At 59.6% G+C, this 20316-nt stretch carries 24 protein-coding genes and 1 tRNA gene; 4 read left to right on the top strand and 21 right to left on the bottom strand.

Translation table 11 applies throughout. The annotated features are described in order from the left end of the window. Positions 1 to 2: 2 nt before the first annotated feature. The 5 genes from MTP38_RS01725 to rsxC are packed head-to-tail and all read right to left on the bottom strand — an operon-like array spanning position 3 to position 4136. The gene (locus tag MTP38_RS01725) at positions 3 to 635 is read right to left on the bottom strand and encodes an electron transport complex protein RnfA (protein WP_227621758.1); all 633 of its coding nucleotides are present in this window, start codon (positions 633 to 635) and stop codon (positions 3 to 5) included. Between the two features lie 4 nt (positions 636 to 639). Continuing rightward, positions 640 to 1302, bottom strand: coding sequence for an electron transport complex subunit RsxE (rsxE, locus tag MTP38_RS01720; RefSeq protein ID WP_227621759.1), 663 nt, complete (start codon positions 1300 to 1302; stop codon positions 640 to 642). Positions 1303 to 1318: 16 nt separating this feature from the next. Beyond that, a complete protein-coding gene (locus MTP38_RS01715; RefSeq protein WP_227621760.1) occupies positions 1319 to 1864 on the bottom strand; it encodes an FMN-binding protein in 546 nt (181 codons plus the stop codon). After that, a complete protein-coding gene (locus MTP38_RS01710) occupies positions 1861 to 2814 on the bottom strand; it encodes an RnfABCDGE type electron transport complex subunit D (protein ID WP_227621761.1) in 954 nt (317 codons plus the stop codon). The genes MTP38_RS01715 and MTP38_RS01710 overlap by 4 nt, the downstream gene beginning before the upstream one ends. Continuing rightward, positions 2814 to 4136 (bottom strand): electron transport complex subunit RsxC, encoded by a 1323-nt coding sequence (rsxC, locus tag MTP38_RS01705; protein WP_249234052.1) that lies wholly within the window; start codon positions 4134 to 4136, stop codon positions 2814 to 2816. The genes MTP38_RS01710 and rsxC overlap by 1 nt, the downstream gene beginning before the upstream one ends. A gap of 329 nt (positions 4137 to 4465) precedes the next feature. Between rsxC and MTP38_RS13620 the strand changes: the two genes are divergently transcribed. Beyond that, the gene (locus MTP38_RS13620; RefSeq protein WP_255668235.1) at positions 4466 to 4588 is read left to right on the top strand and encodes a hypothetical protein; all 123 of its coding nucleotides are present in this window, start codon (positions 4466 to 4468) and stop codon (positions 4586 to 4588) included. 140 nt (positions 4589 to 4728) lie between these two features. Here the strand turns inward: MTP38_RS13620 and MTP38_RS01700 are convergent, their stop codons facing one another. From MTP38_RS01700 to MTP38_RS01645, 12 genes are all read right to left on the bottom strand, one after another. Beyond that, positions 4729 to 5265 carry a DUF5662 family protein gene (locus tag MTP38_RS01700; protein ID WP_227621763.1) on the bottom strand — a complete coding sequence of 179 codons (537 nt, stop codon included), beginning with the start codon at positions 5263 to 5265 and terminating at the stop codon, positions 4729 to 4731. Next, the gene (locus MTP38_RS01695) at positions 5262 to 7142 is read right to left on the bottom strand and encodes a glycosyltransferase family 2 protein (protein WP_249234051.1); all 1881 of its coding nucleotides are present in this window, start codon (positions 7140 to 7142) and stop codon (positions 5262 to 5264) included. Before MTP38_RS01695 ends, MTP38_RS01700 begins: the two co-directional genes overlap by 4 nt. 4 nt (positions 7143 to 7146) lie before the next feature. Next, positions 7147 to 7890: an ABC transporter ATP-binding protein gene (locus tag MTP38_RS01690; RefSeq protein ID WP_227621765.1), complete on the bottom strand. Its 744-nt coding sequence runs from the start codon at positions 7888 to 7890 to the stop codon at positions 7147 to 7149. Positions 7891 to 7903: 13 nt separating this feature from the next. Then, entirely contained in the window at positions 7904 to 8713 is an 810-nt protein-coding gene (locus MTP38_RS01685) for an ABC transporter permease (RefSeq protein WP_227621766.1), read from the bottom strand. A gap of 6 nt (positions 8714 to 8719) precedes the next feature. Beyond that, entirely contained in the window at positions 8720 to 9286 is a 567-nt protein-coding gene (gene rfbC, locus MTP38_RS01680; RefSeq protein WP_249234050.1) for a dTDP-4-dehydrorhamnose 3,5-epimerase, read from the bottom strand. Between the two features lie 86 nt (positions 9287 to 9372). Next, the gene (locus MTP38_RS01675; RefSeq protein ID WP_249234049.1) at positions 9373 to 10680 is read right to left on the bottom strand and encodes a D-alanyl-D-alanine carboxypeptidase family protein; all 1308 of its coding nucleotides are present in this window, start codon (positions 10678 to 10680) and stop codon (positions 9373 to 9375) included. A 70-nt stretch (positions 10681 to 10750) separates the two neighbouring features. Next, on the bottom strand, positions 10751 to 11341 hold the full coding sequence (locus MTP38_RS01670; protein ID WP_249234650.1) for a dipicolinate synthase subunit B: 591 nt from the start codon (positions 11339 to 11341) through the stop codon (positions 10751 to 10753). Beyond that, positions 11341 to 12132: an NAD(P)-dependent oxidoreductase gene (locus MTP38_RS01665; RefSeq protein ID WP_249234048.1), complete on the bottom strand. Its 792-nt coding sequence runs from the start codon at positions 12130 to 12132 to the stop codon at positions 11341 to 11343. The genes MTP38_RS01670 and MTP38_RS01665 overlap by 1 nt, the downstream gene beginning before the upstream one ends. 134 nt (positions 12133 to 12266) lie before the next feature. Next, positions 12267 to 12716, bottom strand: coding sequence for a Fe-S cluster assembly scaffold protein NifU (nifU, locus tag MTP38_RS01660; RefSeq protein WP_227621771.1), 450 nt, complete (start codon positions 12714 to 12716; stop codon positions 12267 to 12269). Between the two features lies 1 nt (position 12717). Then, entirely contained in the window at positions 12718 to 13935 is a 1218-nt protein-coding gene (locus MTP38_RS01655) for a cysteine desulfurase family protein (RefSeq protein WP_249234047.1), read from the bottom strand. Positions 13936 to 14076: 141 nt separating this feature from the next. Beyond that, complete coding sequence (locus tag MTP38_RS01650) at positions 14077 to 14514, bottom strand: hypothetical protein (RefSeq protein WP_249234046.1); 438 nt, start codon at positions 14512 to 14514, stop codon at positions 14077 to 14079. Positions 14515 to 15178: 664 nt separating this feature from the next. After that, positions 15179 to 15502, bottom strand: coding sequence for a rhodanese-like domain-containing protein (locus tag MTP38_RS01645; protein WP_249234045.1), 324 nt, complete (start codon positions 15500 to 15502; stop codon positions 15179 to 15181). 192 nt (positions 15503 to 15694) lie between these two features. Here MTP38_RS01645 and MTP38_RS01640 point away from each other — a divergent pair, with 192 nt between their 5' ends. The 3 genes from MTP38_RS01640 (at position 15695) to MTP38_RS01630 (ending at position 16686) form a co-directional block, all read left to right on the top strand. Beyond that, positions 15695 to 16144 (top strand): RrF2 family transcriptional regulator, encoded by a 450-nt coding sequence (locus MTP38_RS01640; RefSeq protein WP_227621476.1) that lies wholly within the window; start codon positions 15695 to 15697, stop codon positions 16142 to 16144. Positions 16145 to 16205: 61 nt separating this feature from the next. Then, positions 16206 to 16281, top strand: a tRNA-Pro gene (locus tag MTP38_RS01635). 153 nt (positions 16282 to 16434) lie between these two features. Further along, entirely contained in the window at positions 16435 to 16686 is a 252-nt protein-coding gene (locus tag MTP38_RS01630) for a DUF6061 family protein (protein ID WP_112122115.1), read from the top strand. Here the strand turns inward: MTP38_RS01630 and MTP38_RS01625 are convergent. The 4 genes from MTP38_RS01625 to MTP38_RS01610 all read right to left on the bottom strand — a co-directional run bounded on the left by MTP38_RS01625 (position 16675) and on the right by MTP38_RS01610 (position 19930). Then, the gene (locus MTP38_RS01625; protein ID WP_242983659.1) at positions 16675 to 16956 is read right to left on the bottom strand and encodes a transposase; all 282 of its coding nucleotides are present in this window, start codon (positions 16954 to 16956) and stop codon (positions 16675 to 16677) included. The genes MTP38_RS01630 and MTP38_RS01625 overlap by 12 nt on opposite strands. A gap of 144 nt (positions 16957 to 17100) precedes the next feature. After that, a complete protein-coding gene (locus MTP38_RS01620) occupies positions 17101 to 17976 on the bottom strand; it encodes a hypothetical protein (protein WP_112122116.1) in 876 nt (291 codons plus the stop codon). Between the two features lie 12 nt (positions 17977 to 17988). Beyond that, positions 17989 to 19524 carry a relaxase/mobilization nuclease domain-containing protein gene (locus MTP38_RS01615; RefSeq protein ID WP_249234044.1) on the bottom strand — a complete coding sequence of 512 codons (1536 nt, stop codon included), beginning with the start codon at positions 19522 to 19524 and terminating at the stop codon, positions 17989 to 17991. Continuing rightward, positions 19496 to 19930, bottom strand: a complete 435-nt coding sequence (locus MTP38_RS01610) for a plasmid mobilization protein (protein ID WP_249234043.1) — start codon at positions 19928 to 19930, stop codon at positions 19496 to 19498. Before MTP38_RS01610 ends, MTP38_RS01615 begins: the two co-directional genes overlap by 29 nt. Between the last annotated feature and the right edge of the window lie 386 nt (positions 19931 to 20316).

Below are 20316 nucleotides of genomic sequence, written 5' to 3'. Positions count from 1 at the left end.
CTTTACAGCGTCACATTGAACAGATTCTCAACGATGCCGCCAAAGCCCATAAAGGACAGGCTGGTGATCGCTGCGGCCAGCAGAGTGATGGGCAGGCCCTTGAAGGAAGCGGGGGGATCACAGGCCTCCACACGCTTGCGCACGCCGCTGAACATGACCATTGCCAGCATGAAGCCGACGCCTGCGCCCACGGCACAGATCAGAGCCTCGATGTAAGCAGCGCCAAAGCCCAGAGCAGCCACATCGGCGCCGTAGTCATCGACGACCAGAATGGTGACAGCCAGAACGCAGCAGTTGGTGGTGATCAGGGGCAGATAAACGCCCAGAGAATTGTACAGAGCCACGACATACTTCTTCAGGAAGATCTCGATGAACTGCACGAGGACTGCAATGACCAGAATGAACACGATGGTCTGCAGATAGCTCAGACCGGCGGGGTCCAGAACAAAGATCTGCAGCGGGAAGGTCACGGCCGTAGCCATGAACATGACGAAGATGACGGCGCCAGACATACCCACGGCGGAGTCAAGCTTCTTGGAAACGCCCAAGAACGGGCAGATGCCATAGAACTTCACCAGCACGTAGTTGTTGACAAGGATCATGCTGAAGAAGATAGCAGCGAGTTTGACGAGCATCTTATTAGCCCTCCTTCTTCAGATTGTCGATGTCGCAGCAGCTCTTGCGCTCGATGCGCGCATCCAGCTTGCCCTCCAGCCAGACACAGCCAGCCATCAGGATGCCGTAGCAGAAGAACGCGCCGGGAGCCTGCGTCATGATGCCGATGCGGGCGACGCTGTCGGGCAGGACCTGGAAGCCCAGCCAAGTGCCGCTGCCCAGCACCTCGCGGATGGTAGCCATCAGCACGACGGTGAGGGTATAGCCGATGCCCATGCCGACGCCGTCCAGTGCGGAGTCAACGACGTTGTTCTTGCAGGCGAACATCTCGGCACGGCCGAGGATGATGCAGTTGACGACGATCAGGGGCAGGAAGACGCCCAGAGCGGTGTACAGGCTGTCCATGTAGGCGTGCATGACCATCTGGACGATGGTGACGAAGCCTGCGATGATGACGATGTAGCAGGGCAGATGGACCTTCGCGGGGATCACGTTGCGCAGCAGCGAGATCAGGATGTTGGAGCAGACCAGCACGAAGGTGAAGGCTGCGCCCATGCCCAGTGCGCTGGAAACTGCCGTGGTGACTGCCAGACAGGAGCAGGTGCCCAGAACCAGACGCAGAACGGGGTTCTCTTTGATGATGCCGTTGGTAAGGATGCTTACCTTGGACTTGTTTTCAGATGCCATTTCTTACCAACCTCCTTTATGCCAGCTCGTTGTAGCAGTTGACGCAGTCGTTGATGGCGGCGAACAGTGCCTTAGAGGAAATGGTCGCGCCGCTGTATGCGTCAAAGCCCTGACCGATGGCGATATTCTGGGTGCCGTCCATGCCGTTGAACTGGGCAAGGAAGGTATCCGTTGCGACATTGGAGCCGATGCCCTTGGTCTGAGTGGAAGCGTCCACCCAGATGCCGGTGACGGTGCCGTTGGTGTCGAAGCCCATGATGACGGACAGGATGCCGCCGTCGAAGCCCTTCTCCTCAGCCTTGATGGCGATGCTGCCATCCTCGGCCTTGACCACGCCGGTGACGTTCTCGGTGGTGTAGCCGGTCACTTCTTCCAGCGTCTTTGCGTCGGAAACAGTGGGCATGACGTCCACATAAGCTGCCAGAGTGGCGGCCTTCTGGTTGGCGTCGATGATGGGCGCAGTAAAGGAGTTGACCAGAGCCAGCAGGAAGCTGACCACCAGTGCGATCACGCTCAGCACGACCACCGGCTTTACCGTGCTATCCCAAGTAGACTTATTCATTTGCCAGCAGCCTCCTTCTTTGCAGGTTTGACGTAGCCATACGGCGTCTGGCGGGTCATATCATTGATGTACGGGACCCACAGGTTCATGAACAGCAGCGCGAAGGACACGCCCTCGGTGTAGCTGCCCCAGTAACGGATGGCGAAGGTGACGATGCCCAGCGCCACGCCGTAGACCAGCTTGCCCTTCAGGGTGAAGGGGCTGGTGACGTAGTCGGTCGCCATGAACACAGCGCCGAACAGCAGGCCGCCGCTCAGCACAGCCACCAGTGCAGCGTGGACGCTGTGGGTGGCGATGAGGTAGAACAGGAACATGCTGCCAACGTAGGCGGCGGGGATGGCGATGCTGATGGTCTTAGTGACGACGAGGTAGATCAGGCCCAGCACGATGGCCAGAGCGCAGGTCTCGCCCAGAACGCCGCCATGGACGCCCATGAAGAGGTCCAGCAGGCTCAGCTTGTTGGGGTCAGCCACGGCCAGCGGGGTCGCGGAGGACAGCTGATCGACGGCTGCATCCGGGAACACCCACTTGTTCATCGCGCCGGCGAAGCTGATGAACAGCACGATACGGCCCACCAGAGCGGGGTTCGCAAAGTTCATGCCGATGCCGCCGAACAGCTGCTTGACCACGATGATGGCCACGAAGTCGCCGATGAGCAGCTCACCGATGGGCATCCCCACAGGCACATTCAGGGCGAGGATGATGCCGGTGACTACAGCAGACAGGTCGCCGATGGGGTTTGCCTTCTTCATCAGCTTGCAGTACAGCCACTCGAACGCCACGCAGGCCACGACCGACACGGCAGTGACCAGCAGGGCACGCAGACCAAAGATGATGGCAGAGGCCACGACGCACGGGGTCAGGGCCACGATCACGTTGGCCATCAGGCCGGTGGTCGTCTCCTCAGAGCGCAGGTGCGGGGAGGCCGAAACAATAAGCTTCGTATCCATTACTTATTGCCTCCTTTTTTGATTTCACCGAGATAGAACGCCTTGGCCAGACCCATCATCTGGGTGCAGGGGCGCTTGGCCGGGCAGACGAAGGTGCAGGAGCCGCAGTTGAAGCAGTAATCAACGTGCAGCTTGCCCAGCTCCTGAACATCGCGGGCTGCGTAGGCCTGATTGACCTCGACAGGCTCCAGGCCCATCGGGCAGTACTCGACGCAGCGGCCGCAGCGGATGCAGGGGTTGACCTGCGGAGGCTGTGCCGTAGCCTCGCTCAGCATGATGAGGCCGGAGGTGGTCTTGGTGGTGGGGTAGCTCAGGTCGCGCACTGCGGGACCCATCATCGCGCCGCCGGCCACGACCTTGCCCAGCGTCACGCCGCCCTTCAGGCCGGCCGTGTTCAGGACATCCTCATAGGAAGTACCCACAGGGACGATGAGGTTCTGGGGCTTCTCGCAGGCATCGCCGTCCACGGTGATGACGCGGCTGACCACCGGCATACCGGTAGCCAGATACTTGCCGAGGCTGGACACGCTGGTCACGTTCATGACGATGGCGCCGGCTGCGGCGGGCAGGCCGCCGTGCGGGACCTCGCGGCCCAGACACTTCTCGATGAGGATCAGCTCTGCGCCGGTGCCGTAGACGCTGGGCAGGGGCTTGACCTCGATGGCGGGCTTGTCCTTGGTCTTCTGGCACAGCAGGTCGATGCACTCGGGCTTGTTGTTCTCAATACCGATGACGCACTTCGGGATGCCGGTGTACTTCAGCACCGCCTCGATGCCCCGGATGATGTCGTCTGCACAATTCAGCATCTCCTGCGTGTCACTGGTCAGCCAGACTTCACACTCGGAGGCGTTGATGAGCAGGGTGTCCACGGGATCCTTGGGCTGGAGCTTGACGTCGGTCGGGAAGCCTGCGCCGCCCAGACCGACCAGACCGCTCTCCCGCACGGCGGCGAGGAAGCTGGCCTTATCGGTCACTTCGGGAGCCTTCACGGCGGGGTCTACGGTCTGTTTGCCATCGGTCTTGATGACCACAGAGTCGCACATACGGCCGTTGGACAGACGGAACGGCTCCACAGCCGCCACGGTGCCCGAAACGCTGGAGTGGATATTTGCAGACACAAAGCCGCCAGCTTCACCGATCTTGGTACCGACGAACACCTCGTCGCCCTTCTTCACCAATGCCTTGGCGGGAGCGCCGATGTGCTGGCTCATCAGGATGCGTACCTGCGCGGGCAGAGGCATCGGGACCGGTTTGCTTGCAGCAGTTGCCTTGTCATGCGGCGTATGCGCGCCAAGCGCCGCACGTTTCAGCTTGTTCAACATGGAATTAAATCCCCCATTCTGCTTGAATTGCCGTCCCCACGCCCATGCAGGCGCACTGGTACAGGGACAGGTGCTGCTTAACACACTTATTGTATCATTTTGCGGTGGGAAGTCAACGACAACAAGGCCAAAATGAGAGGATTTTCTTAAATTTCTTGGCTGTTTTTCACGATTAGTTGAGACTAACCTCCTATTTTTTCGTTCGTATCGCACAACTTTTCCCAAAGTCCGGTCGTTTGCCTTTCCGGCAGGAATATGCTATACTACAATCAACAAAGCTCAGGGCGCACCCCGTGCCCGGGGCGCATCCCGTTAAGGAGGGTCTGACCATGAAATTTCTGAAAGTACTGCTCGCTGTTTTGACCTGTCTGGCTGTCACGCTGACCGGCGTGCTGCTCTTTGTGGACAAACGCGGCCCCCACTATATCCAGATCGACAACAGCGAAGACTGATCTTCTCTGCTTTTGAAAAACAGCATCCCCCAGCCTGAGCGGTGTCCCGTCCGGGCTGGGGGATGTTTGGCTTTGCGGCGTACACCGCCCCTGAAAAATGCCTCCGGAGACGCAGCAGCCGGAGGCATTCCTGTTTTTGCTCAGTAATCTTTTTCGCAGCCCAGCAGGAACTTCATGTAGGCAAACGTCCGCTCCTGTCCGAGGTCGCGCACCATCTGGAGGAGCTTTTCCAGCAGCGCCCGGGTCTCGGGGTGGAGGAGGTAGTGGTCCCTGCTGCGCTCGTAGTACTCCCAAGGGGAGGCGTCGGTGTATCTGTCACCCAGATAGATCTGGCTGGCTGCGACCCGGTCGCAGACCATCTCGCAGACATACCGCAGCGGGATCTTCATGCCGGTCAGCCCCGCCTTGGTGGTGCTGTAGTCGATCCAGTACTCGAGGTGATGCTTGTTGCGGCCCTTGTGGTGGAGCCACGCCGAGGTGTAGCCCTTGGCCTCCCGCTCCGCCTCGTTGGGGCTGTGGTCGCCCTGATAATAGATGCAGCCGGGGATGAACTCGGTGGGGCTGTACTTGCTCAGGTCGTGGGCCAGGCCCTGCTCGTACAGTCCGCAGGCAAAGCAGTATTTCATCACCAGCAGCTTATGCCGGGTGATGGTCTCAAAATGGCCCTTGATGTTCATGCGTTCCGCCACCTCACAGTCACTTTTCCCTCTTTCAGGTTCCGCAGGTCGCCGCTCTCCGAGAAGTCCTCCCGGTCGCGGGTCAGACTGGGATTGTAATAGGGGTCGTCAAGGATGTCCGCCTTGCCGTGAACGTCGTAGAGACGCTGCTGTTCGGCCGCAAAGCGGGCTGCCTTGGCGGGATCCTTCTCATCGCCGCCCCGGCTCTTGCTCTCGTAATGGGTCAGCTGGGCGTAGGGCGTCCACGCGATGCGATAGCCCCGGTCCCGCACCCGGAGGCAGAAGTCCACGTCGTTGAAGGCCACGGCGAACTTCTCGTCGAGGCCGTTCACTTCATCCCACACACTGGCCTTCACCAGCAGGCAGGCCCCCGTGACCGCAGAGAAGTCCTGCACCGTCGCGGTGCGGAACATATAGCCGCTGCCGCCGGCCTTCTTGTACTTGTGGCTGTGGCCCGCGTAGCCGCCCAGACCCGTGACGACGCCTGCGTGCTGGAGGGTCTCGTCGGGGTAATAGAGCATCGCGCCGCAGATGGCCGCGCCGCCGGGGTGGGCACACGGACGCAGCAGCTCGGTGAGCCAGCCGCCGTTCCGCACCTCCACGTCGTTGTTCAGCAGCAGCAGGTACTCGCCCGACGCGGCTTTCCGGCCAAAGTTGTTGATGGCCGAGAAGTTGAAGCCCTTTTCCGGCCACGTCACCACCTTCAGCCCGTCGTACCGCTTCTCTGCCGCCTCGTAATAGGCAAAGGTGGCCGGGTCGGTGGAGTTGTTCTCGATGACGATGACCTCGAAGTTGTCCCACTCGGTCTTGGCCCAGATGCTGTGCAGACACTTCTCGAGGTCGTCGGTGTGGTCCTTGCTGGGGATGAGGATGCTGACCTTGGGGTCGCCCTCGATGTCCCACTTCACCCGGTAGGTGCTGGGGAAAATGCCGTCCTCCACCCTGCCGGTGCGCCCGGTGCGGGCCAGATGGTCGGCCAGCGCCTTTTTCGCCGCCGCCGCCACATAGGGCTTGGCGTCGGTGCCGCCGGAGGTCGAACCGGCGTGGACCCGCCAGTAGTAGAGCACCTGCGGGACATGGGCCGCGCCGCCGGTCTGCTCGATGAGGCGGAGGAAGAGGTCGTGGTCCTGACTGCCGTCGCAGGCGGGCCGCTCGCCGCCCAGCTGCTCGTACAGCGCCCGCCTGAAGACCGCCAGATGGCAGATATAATTACAGCAGAGCAGATAATCCGGGGCATAATCGGGCTTGAAATGGCCCACCATCGGCTTTTTGATGCTCTTTGAGAAGAGGGCCTCGTCGCTGTAGACAAAGCCGTCCGGCTCGCCCCTCTGGCGCAGCTGCAAAATAGCCTTTCCCATCGCATACATGGCATGGGGGGCCAACACATCGTCATGGTCGGCGAGGGCGAGGTATTCGCCGTCGGCCAGCGCCTCGGCGGCGTTGGTGTTGGCGGCGATGCCCTTGTTTTCGACCTTTTTGTATCCGATGCGTTGATTTTTCTGCTGATATTCCCGGACGATACGCTCCACCTCGGGGTGGGCGTCATCGGAGGCGTCGGCGAGACAGAGCTGACCGTTGGGAGCCGTCTGGCCCACAAAGGAATCCAGAAACTCCCGCAGGTAATTCTCGGGCGTATTATACAGCGGGGTCAGGATGGAGATGGTGGGCAGGCCGCAGTCCTCGGCGGTTTTTCCTGCCATCTCGGCCCTCTGGGCTTCCAGCACCTTTCTGCCGGGCAGATAGCGCGCCCTCTTGCCGAAGAAGCGGCGGCGGACAAAGCCCGCGCCCCGCTTCACCATCGTGGGCAGGCCCTCGTCCTTTGTGAGCCGGACGGCATAGCCCGCCAGCTCTTTGGCGCGTTTGAGTCGTACATCCATCGCTTTATGCCTCGCCCCGCTGCACGGCCTTGTAGGCGTTGCAGACGGTCTGGGTGTCGCCGTTCATCCTGAGGCGGCCGTGGCTCAGCCATGCCACCTTGCTGCACATCCGCTCGATCTGCTCGATGGAGTGGGACACCAGAATGACCGTGGTGCCGCCTGCCATCAGCTCCTTCATCCGCTTCTCGCACTTCTGCTGGAAGAGGAAGTCGCCCACCGACAGCACCTCGTCGGCGATGAGGATGTCGGGCTTGGTGATGGTGGCGATGGCGAAGCCGATGCGGGCCACCATGCCGGAGGAGTAGTTCTTCAGCGGGACGTCGAGGAAGTTCTGCAGCTCGCTGAACTCCACGATCTCGTCAAATTTCTCGTCCAGATACTTGGGCGAGAAGCCCAGCACCGTGCCGTTGAGGTAGATGTTCTCCCGGGCAGTCAGGTCCATGTCGAAGCCTGCGCCCAGCTCGATGAGGGGCGCAATGGTGCCGTTGACTGTCACCTTGCCCTTGCTGGGCTTATACACGCCCGCGATGGTCTTGAGCAGGGTGGATTTGCCCGAGCCGTTCAGGCCCACAAGGCCGTAGAAATCGCCGGGCATGATGTCGAGGCTCACGTCCCTGAGGGCGTAGAACTCATCGTACTGCAAGCGCCCCTGCACCATGGCAAGGAGGTATTCCTTCAGGCTCTCGTGCTTTTCGGTGGAGAGATTGAAGCACATGGATACATTGTCCACTTTGATGATAGGTTCCATCGTTCTCTCCTCCTTATATATGCAGCACGAAGCGGTCCTGTGTCCTGCGGAACATCTGGACGCCCACCAGCATCGAGACGACGGCGCACAGGCCGCAGACGAGGAACATATTGATGTCCAGCGGGATGCCCCACATCAGGGTGCGGCGGAAGCCCGTGATATACCAGTACATCGGGTTCAGCTTGATGATCTGCTGCATATTGAAGCCGCCGATGGAGAAGGTCATCTGGGTGGGGTCGTAGAAGATGGCGGAGAAGTAGAGCAGCGCCGTGATAAAGACGCTCCAGATGTGCATGATGTCCCGGAAGAACACCGTCGCCGCCGCGAGGAAGAGGCCCACGCCGAGGCTGAAGAAGAAGAGCGTCACCAGCGGGTAGAGCGCCTCAAAGACCGTGATGTGGATAGGGCTGCCGGTGAACACCATCACCAGCGCCAGCGCCACGAAGCTGAAGACGCAGTTGACCATGGCGAAGCAGCACTTTTCCAGCGGGAAGACGTACTTGGGGATATAGACCTTCTTGAGCAGGGAGGCCGCGCCGAGGACGCTGCTCATGCTGGTGGAGGTAGCCTCATTGAAGAAGTTGAAGAGCAGCTGGCCGCACATCAAAAAGACCGGGAAGTTGTCGATGCCGCTGCCCCGCATATCCATCAGGCTGCTGAACACGGCCCAGTACACCAGACACATAAGCAGGGGATTGAGCACGCTCCACACCACACCCAGCACACTGCGGCGGTATTTGAGCTTGAAGTCACGGCTGACGAGGTTCCACAGCAGATAGCGGTAGCACCACAGGCCGTTGAACATTGCCTTGAGCTTTTTCACCGGCGATCACCACTTTTCAAAATACTCGAACTTCTGGGCGGCAAACGGCTCGTGGATCTTGTCCTTGGCGCTGGTCTTGTGCTCACAGCCGCAGTCGGGCCACTGGACGTTGACGGTGGGGTCATCGTAGGGGATGCCGCCCTCGCTGGTGGGGTCGTAGACGTCGGTGCACTTGTAGCAGAACTCGGCCACATCGCTCAGCACAAGGAAGCCGTGGGCAAAGCCCTCGGGGATATAGAACATCTTCTTGTTCTCCTCGGAGAGGGTCACGCCCACCCACTTGCCGAAGGTGGCGCTGTGGGGGCGGCAGTCCACGGCAACGTCAAAGACCTCGCCCTTGGTCACACGCACCAGCTTGCCCTGCGTGTGCTCTTTCTGGAAGTGGAGGCCGCGCAGCACGCCGCGGGTGGAGCGGCTCTGGTTGTCCTGCACAAATTCCTTGTCGATGCCGGCCTCGGCGAACTGGTCCTTCTGATACGTCTCCATGAAGTAGCCGCGGTCATCGCCGAACACCTGCGGCTCAATGACGACGACACCGGGGATCTCGGTCTGCGTAAACGTGAACTTACCCATAATGATTTTCCTCTCTGTTTTGTTTTATCGTTTTTTGTCGATCTGTTGTATATGGAAAAGCCTTTTTGCGGCTTTTGCGCGTAGATTCAGCGCTTCCGGGTCTTTCTGTTCCGGCGGCGCAGCAGCCTCATCACACCCACCGTGACGACCGCAGCAGCAGCCGTGCAGGCCAGCGAGATGAGGATGAGCATTCCGGCGGTCTTGGCAGGCCGGACGTCGGAGGCGGTCTCCAGCTCCCGGCCCACGTTTGCGTCCAGCAGCTCGTCCAGCCCGGTGATGACCGCCGGGACCCGGACGCCCACCGACTCCTGCTTGTCCCCGCCGCTGACGGTATACACCGCATACGCCTCCGGCGAAGCACCCAGAACGTACCGCTCGGGCAGCTCCAGCGACACCGAGACGTCCTGCGCCGTCACACCGTCGGCCAGCAGCAGCCGGACGCCCGGGTCGGTGACGGTCACGCGGCCCAGCGTCCCGCCGCCGCCCACGACCTCCAGCTCCTCGGTCAGCCCCTTCGCGGGCAGGTCGGTGTAGCTCGTGAAGCGGGCGAACGCATCCTCCAGCAGGGTGCGGACATCGCTGTACTTATCGGGCTTGGTCTGGCTCTGCATGGTCACGCAGATGAGGCGGACGCCGTTCTGCTCCGCGAGGCAGACGTAGCTGTAACGGGCGATGTTGGTGTAGCCGATCTTTGAGCCGAGGATGGCAGGGATATAATACCTGCTGTAATGCAGCCGCATCTTGTCCTGCTGGGAGAAATAGCGGGTCACCGGCTGGACGTTCGTGGGCTGCATGGTGTACATCTCGTTGCGGGTAAAGACCGTCTCGAATCCCGGCTGCTCCAGTGCCCATCGCAGGATCTGGGCCATGTCGTAACAGCTGGTGTAGTGGTCGTCGTTGCTGATGCCGTGGGGGTTGGCGAAGTGGGTGTGTTCAAGGCCCAGTGCCTCCACCTGCGCGTTCATCGCCGCCACGCCGCCCTCGATGGTGCCGCCGCCGAAGTATTCGGCCAGCAGGTTCGCGCCGTCGTTGGCGCTGGCGATCATGGTACCGTAGAGCGCATCCTGCAAGGGCACCTCCTCGCCCTCCTGCAGGGCGATGTGGCTGGAATCGGTGCCCGCGAGGGAGTAGACGTCCTCGTGGGAGACGGTAAGCTTGACGCCGTCCCAGTTCCCCTGCGCTTTCTGGCAGGCAAGGCCCAGCGTCATCACCTTGGTGATGGACGCCGGGTGCAGCTCTTCGTTCATATTCTGCTGCGCCAGCACAAGGCCGGTGTCTGCATCAAGGATGCAGTAGGCCTCCGTCGCCGTCAGGGCCGGGCCGACGGCACCGGCGGACAGGACCGTGCAGAGCAGGAGCAACGCTGTGAGAAGCGCAGCGAGGTATTTTTTCATTCGTTCATTCTCCACAAATCTTCATAGATGCTGTTAGTATACCACACTTTTCCCCGGCTGAAAAGCTTTCTCATCCACATGGACACTGCAATACCGGCTGCAGCTGCCGTCCTTCCAACGCCGCCTCGAGGGTCTGGGGCAGCAGCTCGAACCGCGCCTTGAGGCTCTGGGGCTTCGTGTTCGGGTCATCCTGCCCGTAAGGCACAAAATAATAGTGCTTGCGCTGGTAGAGCCGGGCGATGTTCTCCCCGGATGCCCCCAGCCCGTCGTTGGTGGAGACGGCCACCACGATGGGGCTTCCCACCCGGAGCAGGCTTTTCGCCGCCAGTGTCACCGGCGTATCAGAAAGACCCTCGGCCAGCCGGGCCAGCGTGGCCCCGGTGCAGGGCGCGATGACGAGGGCATCGGCCAGGCGGCGCGGGCCGAGAGGCTCGACGGCCTGCAAGGTATCCAGCACCGGATGCCCGGTCAGGCCCTCGAGCTGCTGCCGCCAGCCCGCCCCCCGGCCAAAGCGGGTGTCCTGCCCCGCCGCAAAGCTCATCACCGGCAGAAGCTCCCACCCCTGCCCCCGCAGCGCCCGGGCCGCATCCAGCGCCGCATCCAGCGTGCAGAAGCTGCCGCAGACCGCAAAGGCCGCGCAGCGCGTTCTCGTTCCTCTCATCATGCTTCCTCCCTCTGCCCGATCATCTCGCACACCGTCTGGGCCACCGCCTCCCCTGCCGTCTCGGGCGCACAGGCGGCGGGCAGGCTCAGCGCATGGATGGCTCTGTGGCCCAGCCGCCGGGCGGCCTCAAAGTCGGTGCCGCCGGGGCGGGACGCCAGATCTACGATGAGGCTCTCCGGCCGCAGCCGGGCCAGCACCTCCGCACTCAGCACCTGCGCCGGGACGGTGTTCACCACGGTGTCGAAGGCCGGGGCCAGCTGCCCGAGCCGTCCGATGGCCACGCTCCGCAGCCCGAAGCTCTCCGCCAGCGCCCTCTGGGCCGGACGGCGGGCCGCCGCTGTCACCTGCGCCCCCAGCGCCCCCAGCCGGACGCCCAGCGCCTGCCCCACCGGCCCGAAGCCGGTGAGGAGGATGCTGCTGCCCCACAGGGTGCGGCTGCGCTCCGCCATCAGGATGCCGATGCAGCCCTCCGCCGTGGGGATGGCATTGCGGATGGTCAGTTCCTCCCGGGCGAAGTAGTCCACCAGCTCCACCCCCGCCTCGGCAGCGATGGCCTTCGCCTCCGCCGAGAGCATCCCGCCCAGCGCCAGCGTGCCGGGCCGTGCGGCCCGCAGCAGCTCGGCCAGCGGCGTCCGGGCCGCGTCCAGCGGCAGAGGCAGCAGGATATAATCCGCCACCGCGATCTTCTCCGGCCCGCCCACACTGTACCCTGCCCGGGCCAGCGCCCGGGCCGCTGCCGCCTGCCGGGCGTCGCCGCCCACCACCGCAAACTGCTTCCGTCCTTCCACTGCAAGATCCCCTCCCCCTATCCTCGGTGCGCTATCCTATGCACCGCCCGCCTCCGGGGTGCAAAAAAGGCCCGGCAGACGCTTGTACAGCATCCGCCGGGCCTTGCTTATTCAATTATCGAGCCGGGGACATCTCAGCGGCCGCAGCTCTCGCCGCTGCAATGGTCGCAGTCCTCTTCCAGCTTGCCCACGATGGGTTCCGGGTCGATGCCCTGACGACGGTAGTAGTCAGACAGCGCCGACTTGACGGCCTGCTCAGCCAGAACAGAGCAGTGGACCTTGATGGGAGGCAGACCTTCCAGAGCCTCGACAACAGCCTTGTTGGTCAGCTTCAGAGCCTCGTCCACGGTCTTACCCTTGATGAGGTCGGTGGCCATGCTGCTGGTGGCAATGGCTGCGCCGCAGCCGAAGGTGAGGAACTTGACATCAACGATGACGTTGTTCTCGATCTTGAGGTACATCCGCATGATGTCGCCGCACTTGGGATTGCCGACCTCGCCCACGCCGTTTGCATCGGGGAGCTCGCCCACGTTGTGCGGATGTGCAAAATGCTCCATGACCTTTGCGCTATACATACCTGCCATTTTACTTATCTCCCTTCAGGCTGAACTGGCGGGCCGTGTTCTGACCCTGCAGCCACATACAACTCATAGCACGACGGCGGGGAATGACCTCCTCCAGCACATCGCACAGATATTTTGCTTCTTCCATGGTGTTCTGCGGGCCAAAGGTGAACCGCATGGAACCGTGGCCGATCTCCTCCGGCACGCCGATGCTCAGCAGGACATGGCTGGGATCGAGGCTGTCGGAGTTGCAGGCAGAGCCGGTCGAGGCGCAGATACCGTGCATATCGAGGTCCAACAGGATGGTCTCGCCCTCCAGACCCGGGAAGCTGATGTTCACATTGCCGGGCAGACGGTGCTCAAGGCCGCCGTTCAGGCGTGCCTCGGGGATGTTCTTCAGGACACGGTCGATGACGTAATCGCGCAGCACCTTCTCGTGGGCCATCCGCTCTTCCAGATGCTCCGTGGCCATCTCGAGGGCCTTGCCCATACCAGCGATGCCGGCGACGTTCTCGGTGCCTGCGCGGTGGCGTGCTTCCTGACTGCCGCCGTCGATGAGGTTCTGAGGCCAGATGCCCTTGCGGCAGTAGAGTGCACCCATGCCCTTGGGGCCGTTGAACTTGTGAGCGCTCATGGACAGCATATCCACGCCCAGCTCTTTGACGTCCACGGGGATCGCACCGACTGCCTGAACGGCGTCGGTGTGCATCCAGATGCCATGCTTGTGGGCGATCTCCGCGATCTCCTTGATGGGCTGGATGGTGCCGATCTCGTTGTTGGCCATCATGATGCTGATGAGGGCCGTGTCGGGGCGGATGGCAGCCTCGACGTCCTCGGGGCGGATATAGCCCTCGGTGGTGGGCTTGATATAAGTGACCTCAAAGCCCATACGCTCGAGAGCGGCCATGCTGTGCATGATGGCGTGGTGCTCGAACGCGCTGGTGATGAGGTGCTTTTTGTTCTGGCGTGCCTTGGTGAAGGCAGTGCCCTTCACCGCCCAGTTGTCGGCCTCAGAGCCGCAGCCGGTAAAGAAGATCTCGGCCGGGGATGCGTTGATGGCCTTTGCCACCTGTGCGCGGCCCTTATCCACAAATTCCTTGGCCTCATAGCCCACACTGTAATGGCTGCTGGGGTTGCCGCAGGCACCGCTCAGGGCCTCGACCATCACAGCCAGAGCCTCGGGGGCACAGGCGGTGGTAGCAGCGTTATCCAGATAAACCACTTTTTCTGTGTTTTCCATAGGAATGATTCCTTTCTGCTGAAATGTGGGTACGCCGCGCCTTCTCGGGGGCCGGGGCGCACCCGCATGGATTCCATTTGACGGAATAGTTATATCATATCATTCCCTAGTATGTCAATGGGAATACTCGAATTTCGTGATTCAGTCACATTTCAGGCCTTTTCCGGTGAGTTTTCCCAGCAACACCTTCCACTTCGGGTAGCCCCAGCGCTTGTCTTCCGCGAAGTCGTCGGCCAGCCGCCACGGGAAGGGGCTGCCGTCGAAGTAGAGGTTTCCCTCTTCGTCCACCCGGTCCAGCTTCTTGGGCAGATAGTCCTCGTCGTAGTAGCTCTTGCGGCGGTCGGGCAGTGCCCAGTGGAGGGTGCCGTCGGCGTCCATCCCCTTGGCCCAGACGCCGAACACGAAGGTCGCCGCCTCGCCATAGCAGTGCTGCTCCATCCGGATGGCACCGTCGTAATAGAATTTGATGACCTCCAATGTGCCAGACTCTTTTTTACCGTCCCGGCCCAGCGTGGGGCGGTAGTCCTGCTGGTAGCGGCAGCCGCAGTGGGTGCCGGCGAACTGTTTGGCAGTAAACATCTTCTGACCTTTCTGCTTTCTGTGAGGTGAGACTTCTTAGGGTGAATTGATTTTTCGGCGGGATATGTTTTCGTCAAGCGGGCGTATGCGCCTGCGGCGCAGGGCGGAGCACTGTTGCAGCAGGGCTTGGTTTTCTTTAAGTGAGATTTTGCGCTGGTGGCGCGGGGCAGGTTTTTTCTTATTGTCAAGTGGCTTGCGCTCCGCGCGGGCCAGAGGCAGGGAGGGGTGTTTCGACTCCCCCCTCCCTACCTCTGGACTCCACTCTCCCCGCAACGAGTTAAGGGCTGCTCGCCCTTAACAATTCCAATGTGGAAGTCGAAACGGAAAAAAGCTAGCCGCTGCGCTTAACGCTTTTTTCTCGTTTCTCCCATTTGCTGCTTCGCAGCAGACTTTACGCCCTTGCAGAACGTAAAGTTCTGCGAAAACGTAACACCATCGGCGGAGCCGTAAACCGGAGAAGTACAAAAAATGCGTTTAGCGAAGCGGCTAGCATTTTTGTACTTCGACTACTCCTCCGGGATTATCAAGGGCGAGCAGCCCTTGATTCGTGCCTCCCGCGCCTCGAAAGTAGCGGGTGCTTTTCTGGTTCTCTTTTGGCACGCAAAAGAGAACTTAACCCCGCGTAACCGCGCTCTACCCCCGCGCCACCAGCGCGCAATCCCTCTCAGAAATGCCCCTCAAAGTCCCCCTCGATCTCATAGGGCCAGCTGAGGATGCCCCCGAGGTCATAGATATTGGTATACCCCAGCGCATCCAGCTTCTGGGCTGCATCCGCGCTGCGGCGTCCGGTGCGGCAGTAGACCAGCCACGGCGCATCCTTATCGGGCAGCACCTCAGCGGCACGGCTCATCACCTCGCCCAGCGGCAGCAGCTTTGCCCCCGGGATATGTCCCACTGCGTATTCATCCGGCTCCCGCACGTCCACTGCCTGTGCCTTTTTCGCGTCCAGCAGACGGATGGCGGCTGCGGGGTCGATCTTCTGTATCATAGGTGTCTCTCCTTATCGTCTCTTGTTGTATCATCTTATGATAACAGATATTTTTTGCTCTCGCAAGATGCCGCTTCCCTCTCGCGGTATTTTTCCCGGTCCCCCTCGGATGCTGCCGAAAGGAAGGTTTTTTCACTTTCCAAAAGCGGGACGCCGTGGTATACTGAAAGACGAATAAGGAGAGAGACCGCTATGAAATTTTCCACCAAGAGCCGCTATGCGCTGCGGCTGATGGCCGAGCTGGCCCGCTATGCGCCGGGCACCACCGTCTCCCTGAAGGAGATCAGCGAGCGCCAACAGCTGAGCTTGAAATATCTCGAACAAATCGTCACCCCGCTGGCCCGCGTGGGCCTCGTCAAGAGCGAGCGGGGCAGTCAGGGCGGCTACCGCCTGACCAAGGCCCCCGCCGACTACACCGCCGGTGAGATCCTGCGGGCCATCGAGGGCAGCGTCGCCCCCATCCCCTGCCTCGGCAGCGTGACCAACGAGTGCCCCATGTCCGACCAGTGCTTCACCCTGCCCTTCTGGGCGGGCCTCGACGAGGTCATCAATCAGTACATCGACAGCGTGACCCTCGAGCAGCTGGCCCAGAGCCTCCCGTCCGTCAACGAGGGCTGCGGCTGCTGCGGCGCCAAGTCCTGATTTTTCTGCCCCGGGATTGACTCCGCGCCCAAAAAAAGGTATACTGTTTAGGTATCACCGCCGGGGTGTTGCGCAGTTGGTAGCGCGCCTGCTTTGGGAGCAGGAGGCCGCGAGTTCGAGTCTCGCCACTCCGACCAGACAAAAATAATCCGAACTTATTTCCAATAGGAGATGGGTTCGGATTATTTGTTTTCTTCGGAAAGCTCAATAGCGGTTTCCGACAGAAGACGAAATCCGAAATCATAGATTGACCGATACAAGCCAGACAGTGATTTCAGGAGGACACGATTATGAAGTACGATGCAAGAGCCTGTCATTTTAACATGGACACCGGCTGTGTGGAGCTGCTGCTCCGGGATGGGAGAAAAATTTCCATCAACTGCACCGGGGTCGAGGATGCACTGGATGTCACTATGGCACAGCGGACTGAATTGGACTACCTCATCTATAATGACCCGCTGGCGTATGCTGAGTTGATTCTGAACGGTGAGCCAGAGGAGTATCTGAAGAATGCGGCTGGTAGTCACGGACTAGAGGACTAAACGTAAAAACAGGGTGCGCCCACCCGGACGCACCCTGAAAAATCCACCTACGACAACGATATGTACAACAGGGCGTTCCCCGTCGGGAACGCTCTGTTTCTCTTTGCTGGGGGCATGATGAGCCTGCTCCGCCTGCCATGCAGCAAACTCCCGCTGGCCTTCCTCGCTGTTCCAGCAGGCAAGGATGGCCGGGTAGAATGCCCGTGCCAGACGGTCGATGACTTCATCGGGGTAAGGGGAAGTGTTTGTGGACTTTTTCTTTTTGTTCAAACGCACGCTCCTTTGACTGTCCCACCGTGGCAAAGCCGGGCAAGAAAATCAAAGTTCCAATTTCATGTCAGGCGCAAGGGCGCGGATGCTTTCCGCCCTGCACTTGCGGCTGGTGGCTCGTTGATGGCTTACAAGTGCCTGTCGTTATGCGACTTTTTCATCGTTCAGCATTTCTTCAAACTGTGCCATATACGCCTTGTGCTGCTTCAGGATCTTCGTGGTCTCCACTTTCACATAGGCATCATCAGGCACCTTGGGGAGATACTTCATCAGGAAATCAACATCCTGCTGGATTCGCCGGACGGCAGCTTCCAGCGCAGAATAGTTGATTCCGTAGATGCGTTTCTGCGGAGCAGGGCGCTCCTCCGGGTGCAGAATTTCGTGCACGATCTGCTTGCGGTTCGGAAAATCTGCCCTGGCAAGACGGTGCATATCGGCATCACGGACTTTGAACTGCCCGGACAGAATTTTCTCCTGCATACCGGGTATCATCTGATCCATGATTTGAACGCCCCGCATGAACTTTTCCGAGCGGACAACATAGGATTCGCTAACGTTGTTCCGCTCTGCAATCTGCTTGCGGACGCTTGTATCTGTGGCAGTGGGAGGAATTGTGTCAATTTGACACAATTCCTCCGGGGCGGTTTTCTTGGAAGACGTCGTGTGCTGGTTGTTGCCGTTTCCACCGGGCTTTCGATGTTCCACACTGTACTGCTTTCCAATGAGGAACTTCTTCTGCTCCGGTGTAAGGTTGCGCCGCCCCAACTGGTTTTTGCAGATCCATGCGAGGACTTCTTCTCTGCTTTCAAACGGGAGCGGCATCGTGGAGAAGGAGATTTCGGGATGTTCCTGAACGATTTCATAACGGTTGTGACCATCAACAAGGGTGTTATTCCAAACAATCAAAGGAGAGAGCAGCTTGCCCTCTTTCAGGATATTTTCTTCAAGCTGCTTGAATTCATCATCGGTCAGTGGAGGGATCTGGGACTGGAACTCCGGGTCAATTTTCAAGTTGATCATACGCACACTCCTTTATCTCTCCTGCTGCGCCTGTTCTTCCTCCCGGAAAAAGGACGCAACGTTCTGCTTTGCGGTTTTCAGCTTGAGCAGTTCTTCCTTGGCTTCTTTGTACTGCTCATAGAACTTTGCCTTTTCGGATGCCAACTGTGCATACTCGGCTTCCAGCTTTTTCGGGCTGGGCAGCTTTGTGGTGTTGTTTGCCTTGAAATAGGCTGCTGCCGCTCGGTACGCTGTCAGCTCTGCACGATGCTGTTCCTCAAAGGCTGCGGGGCACTTGGCGGTCTTTAACTGCTGGGCGATGTTCTTGGTGCTGGCGTAGGCTGCGACATGATAGCGCAGCTCTTTGTTGGCTTTCATGCGACCTTCGAGATCTTTCACCACTGCCAGCGAATCGTGGAACTTGGTATCAAGCTCTGTAATTCTCTGGTCGAGTGCGTCCTCGTTGAGCAGACCATTTTCCTGCAAGAGGATCAAGGTCTGTGCCATAGCTTTGAGGTTGTGTTTTTTCGCCCAACGCTCGTAGCCGATGCCCTTACCCTGCTTCAGCTTCGCCTGAATATCGAGCAGTTTCCCGATGCGGTCAGACTTGGACTGGATAGTGCGCTTGCGTTCGGTATTGGCTTTCAGAGCGGCAAGCACAAGTTCTTTCTCGAACTTGTCACCGATGCTGCGCGCCCGGATGAACTTTGTCCTTCCAGCAGGCAGATAGCTGAGCCGTCCACGGCTTTCCTTGACGGTAATGCCGTACTGCTGCAAGAGCCTGTCCGAGAAATCTTCAAAACTCGTTGCAACATTGAGAACCTCCGAAATCTGTCTCCGCAAGGTTTTCTTTGAGGTTTCAAACTTCGTTTGTGTTGTCTGCTGTCCGGCTGCGGTAAGGGCTGCGTTTTCACGGTCAAGTTTCAACTGGCCACGCCTGCGCGCCCAATACTCGGCTTCGCTCACGCGCTCTTTCGAGCCGTTGAGCAGGTCGATCTGGTACAGTCCGGCACCCTCGCACAGCTCCATGACCTCAACACGCAAGTGCCGCATGGTCTGGGCTGTGCTGGAGTGCTTCATGCCCTCTAGCCAGTCACGGGGCTTCTGCATATAGGGCTTGCGTTCCACCTCGCGCATTCGGATGCTGCCGATCACGATGTGGACATGGATGTTTCCCGAATGGTTGTGCCCATCCGGGTGGGTGCAGACGATGGCGGGATGACCGGGGAAGTTTTCTTCGCAGAATTTCAGACCAAGTGCCTGTGCCTTTTCCATGGTCAAGCCGTTGTCGGCTGCATCTCTTGGGTCAAAGCTGATGATATACTGGTGGCTTTTGATATCACCATGCTGGGTGTTCTTGCCATACTTGCGGTTTGCCAGCAGACAGGCTGTTGCAAACGAGAAATCGCCGCACTCAAGGGTATCGAGCAGGTAGGATTCCCGCAGCTTCGGTCTGCCTTGTTCGTCCAGAAGCTGTTTTCCGGTGAACGCGTCGTGCTGGTAAACGAGGTACGCTTCGATGGCGGTGTAATCCGAGTTCTTAGAGCTGATATGCTTGAGCGTTGCCATACAGTTCACCCAGAACTTTCTCGGCGCTGAGCCGGAATGCAGTCAGGTCTGCAAGTTCGTCAAGGAGTTTCGCCCGGATCTGCTCGGTGTCTGCACCGCCGGAATTGAAGTGCCTTGCAAGCTGGTTGAGGTTGCCGCCCACCTTGTTGCACTGGGCAAGCAGGGTGGAAACAGCGGTCAGGGTTTCTTCTCCGCCGCCGGCAACGATGACCGTTTTCTCGATCTTGACGTTGTGGATGGCACGGCGGATGAAAGTGGAGAGGGAGAGATTCAGGAGTTTGCAAGTGAGTTCCAGTGACGCTTTTTCCTCCGCTGTCACACGGAACTTGATGACGTGCGTTTTGTTGTTCGGCGTGTCGTGGTGCTGGGAATTGCTAGGGGTCAGTTGAACATTCGTTTTGGTCATTGTACCTCCTGTCTGTTCGATAACTCCTCGGTGAAGTTATGTAAGCACGACACGCCGTTCCATTCGTGCCGCAAGGCACGAATGATGAGCAGGGTTTGGGGCAGGCACGCCCCAACAAGATCACTTCGGAAATGCAGACGCATTGAAGAAGTGAAGTCCCGGTGGAGCACAACATTTTCAAGAATTGAAAATTTGTGGCCACGGGACGGTTCTTGCCCTCTACCGCTGCGCTCAAAACGCATTTTCAACAAATGTTTCCGAATTGTTAAGACGCAAAAATAAGTAGAGGTGATGCTGCTCATGTAAGGGAGTCACCGTTTGCTCCGAACGAAGTTCCTGCCCCTGTTTGTACAGCGGCGTTGACGAAAAGTCGGTATCACGTCCGG

It is taken from the genome of Faecalibacterium sp. I3-3-89 (assembly GCF_023347275.1).
Lineage (GTDB): Bacteria > Bacillota > Clostridia > Oscillospirales > Ruminococcaceae > Faecalibacterium > Faecalibacterium butyricigenerans.
This window is presented reverse-complemented; position numbering and strand designations above follow the sequence as displayed.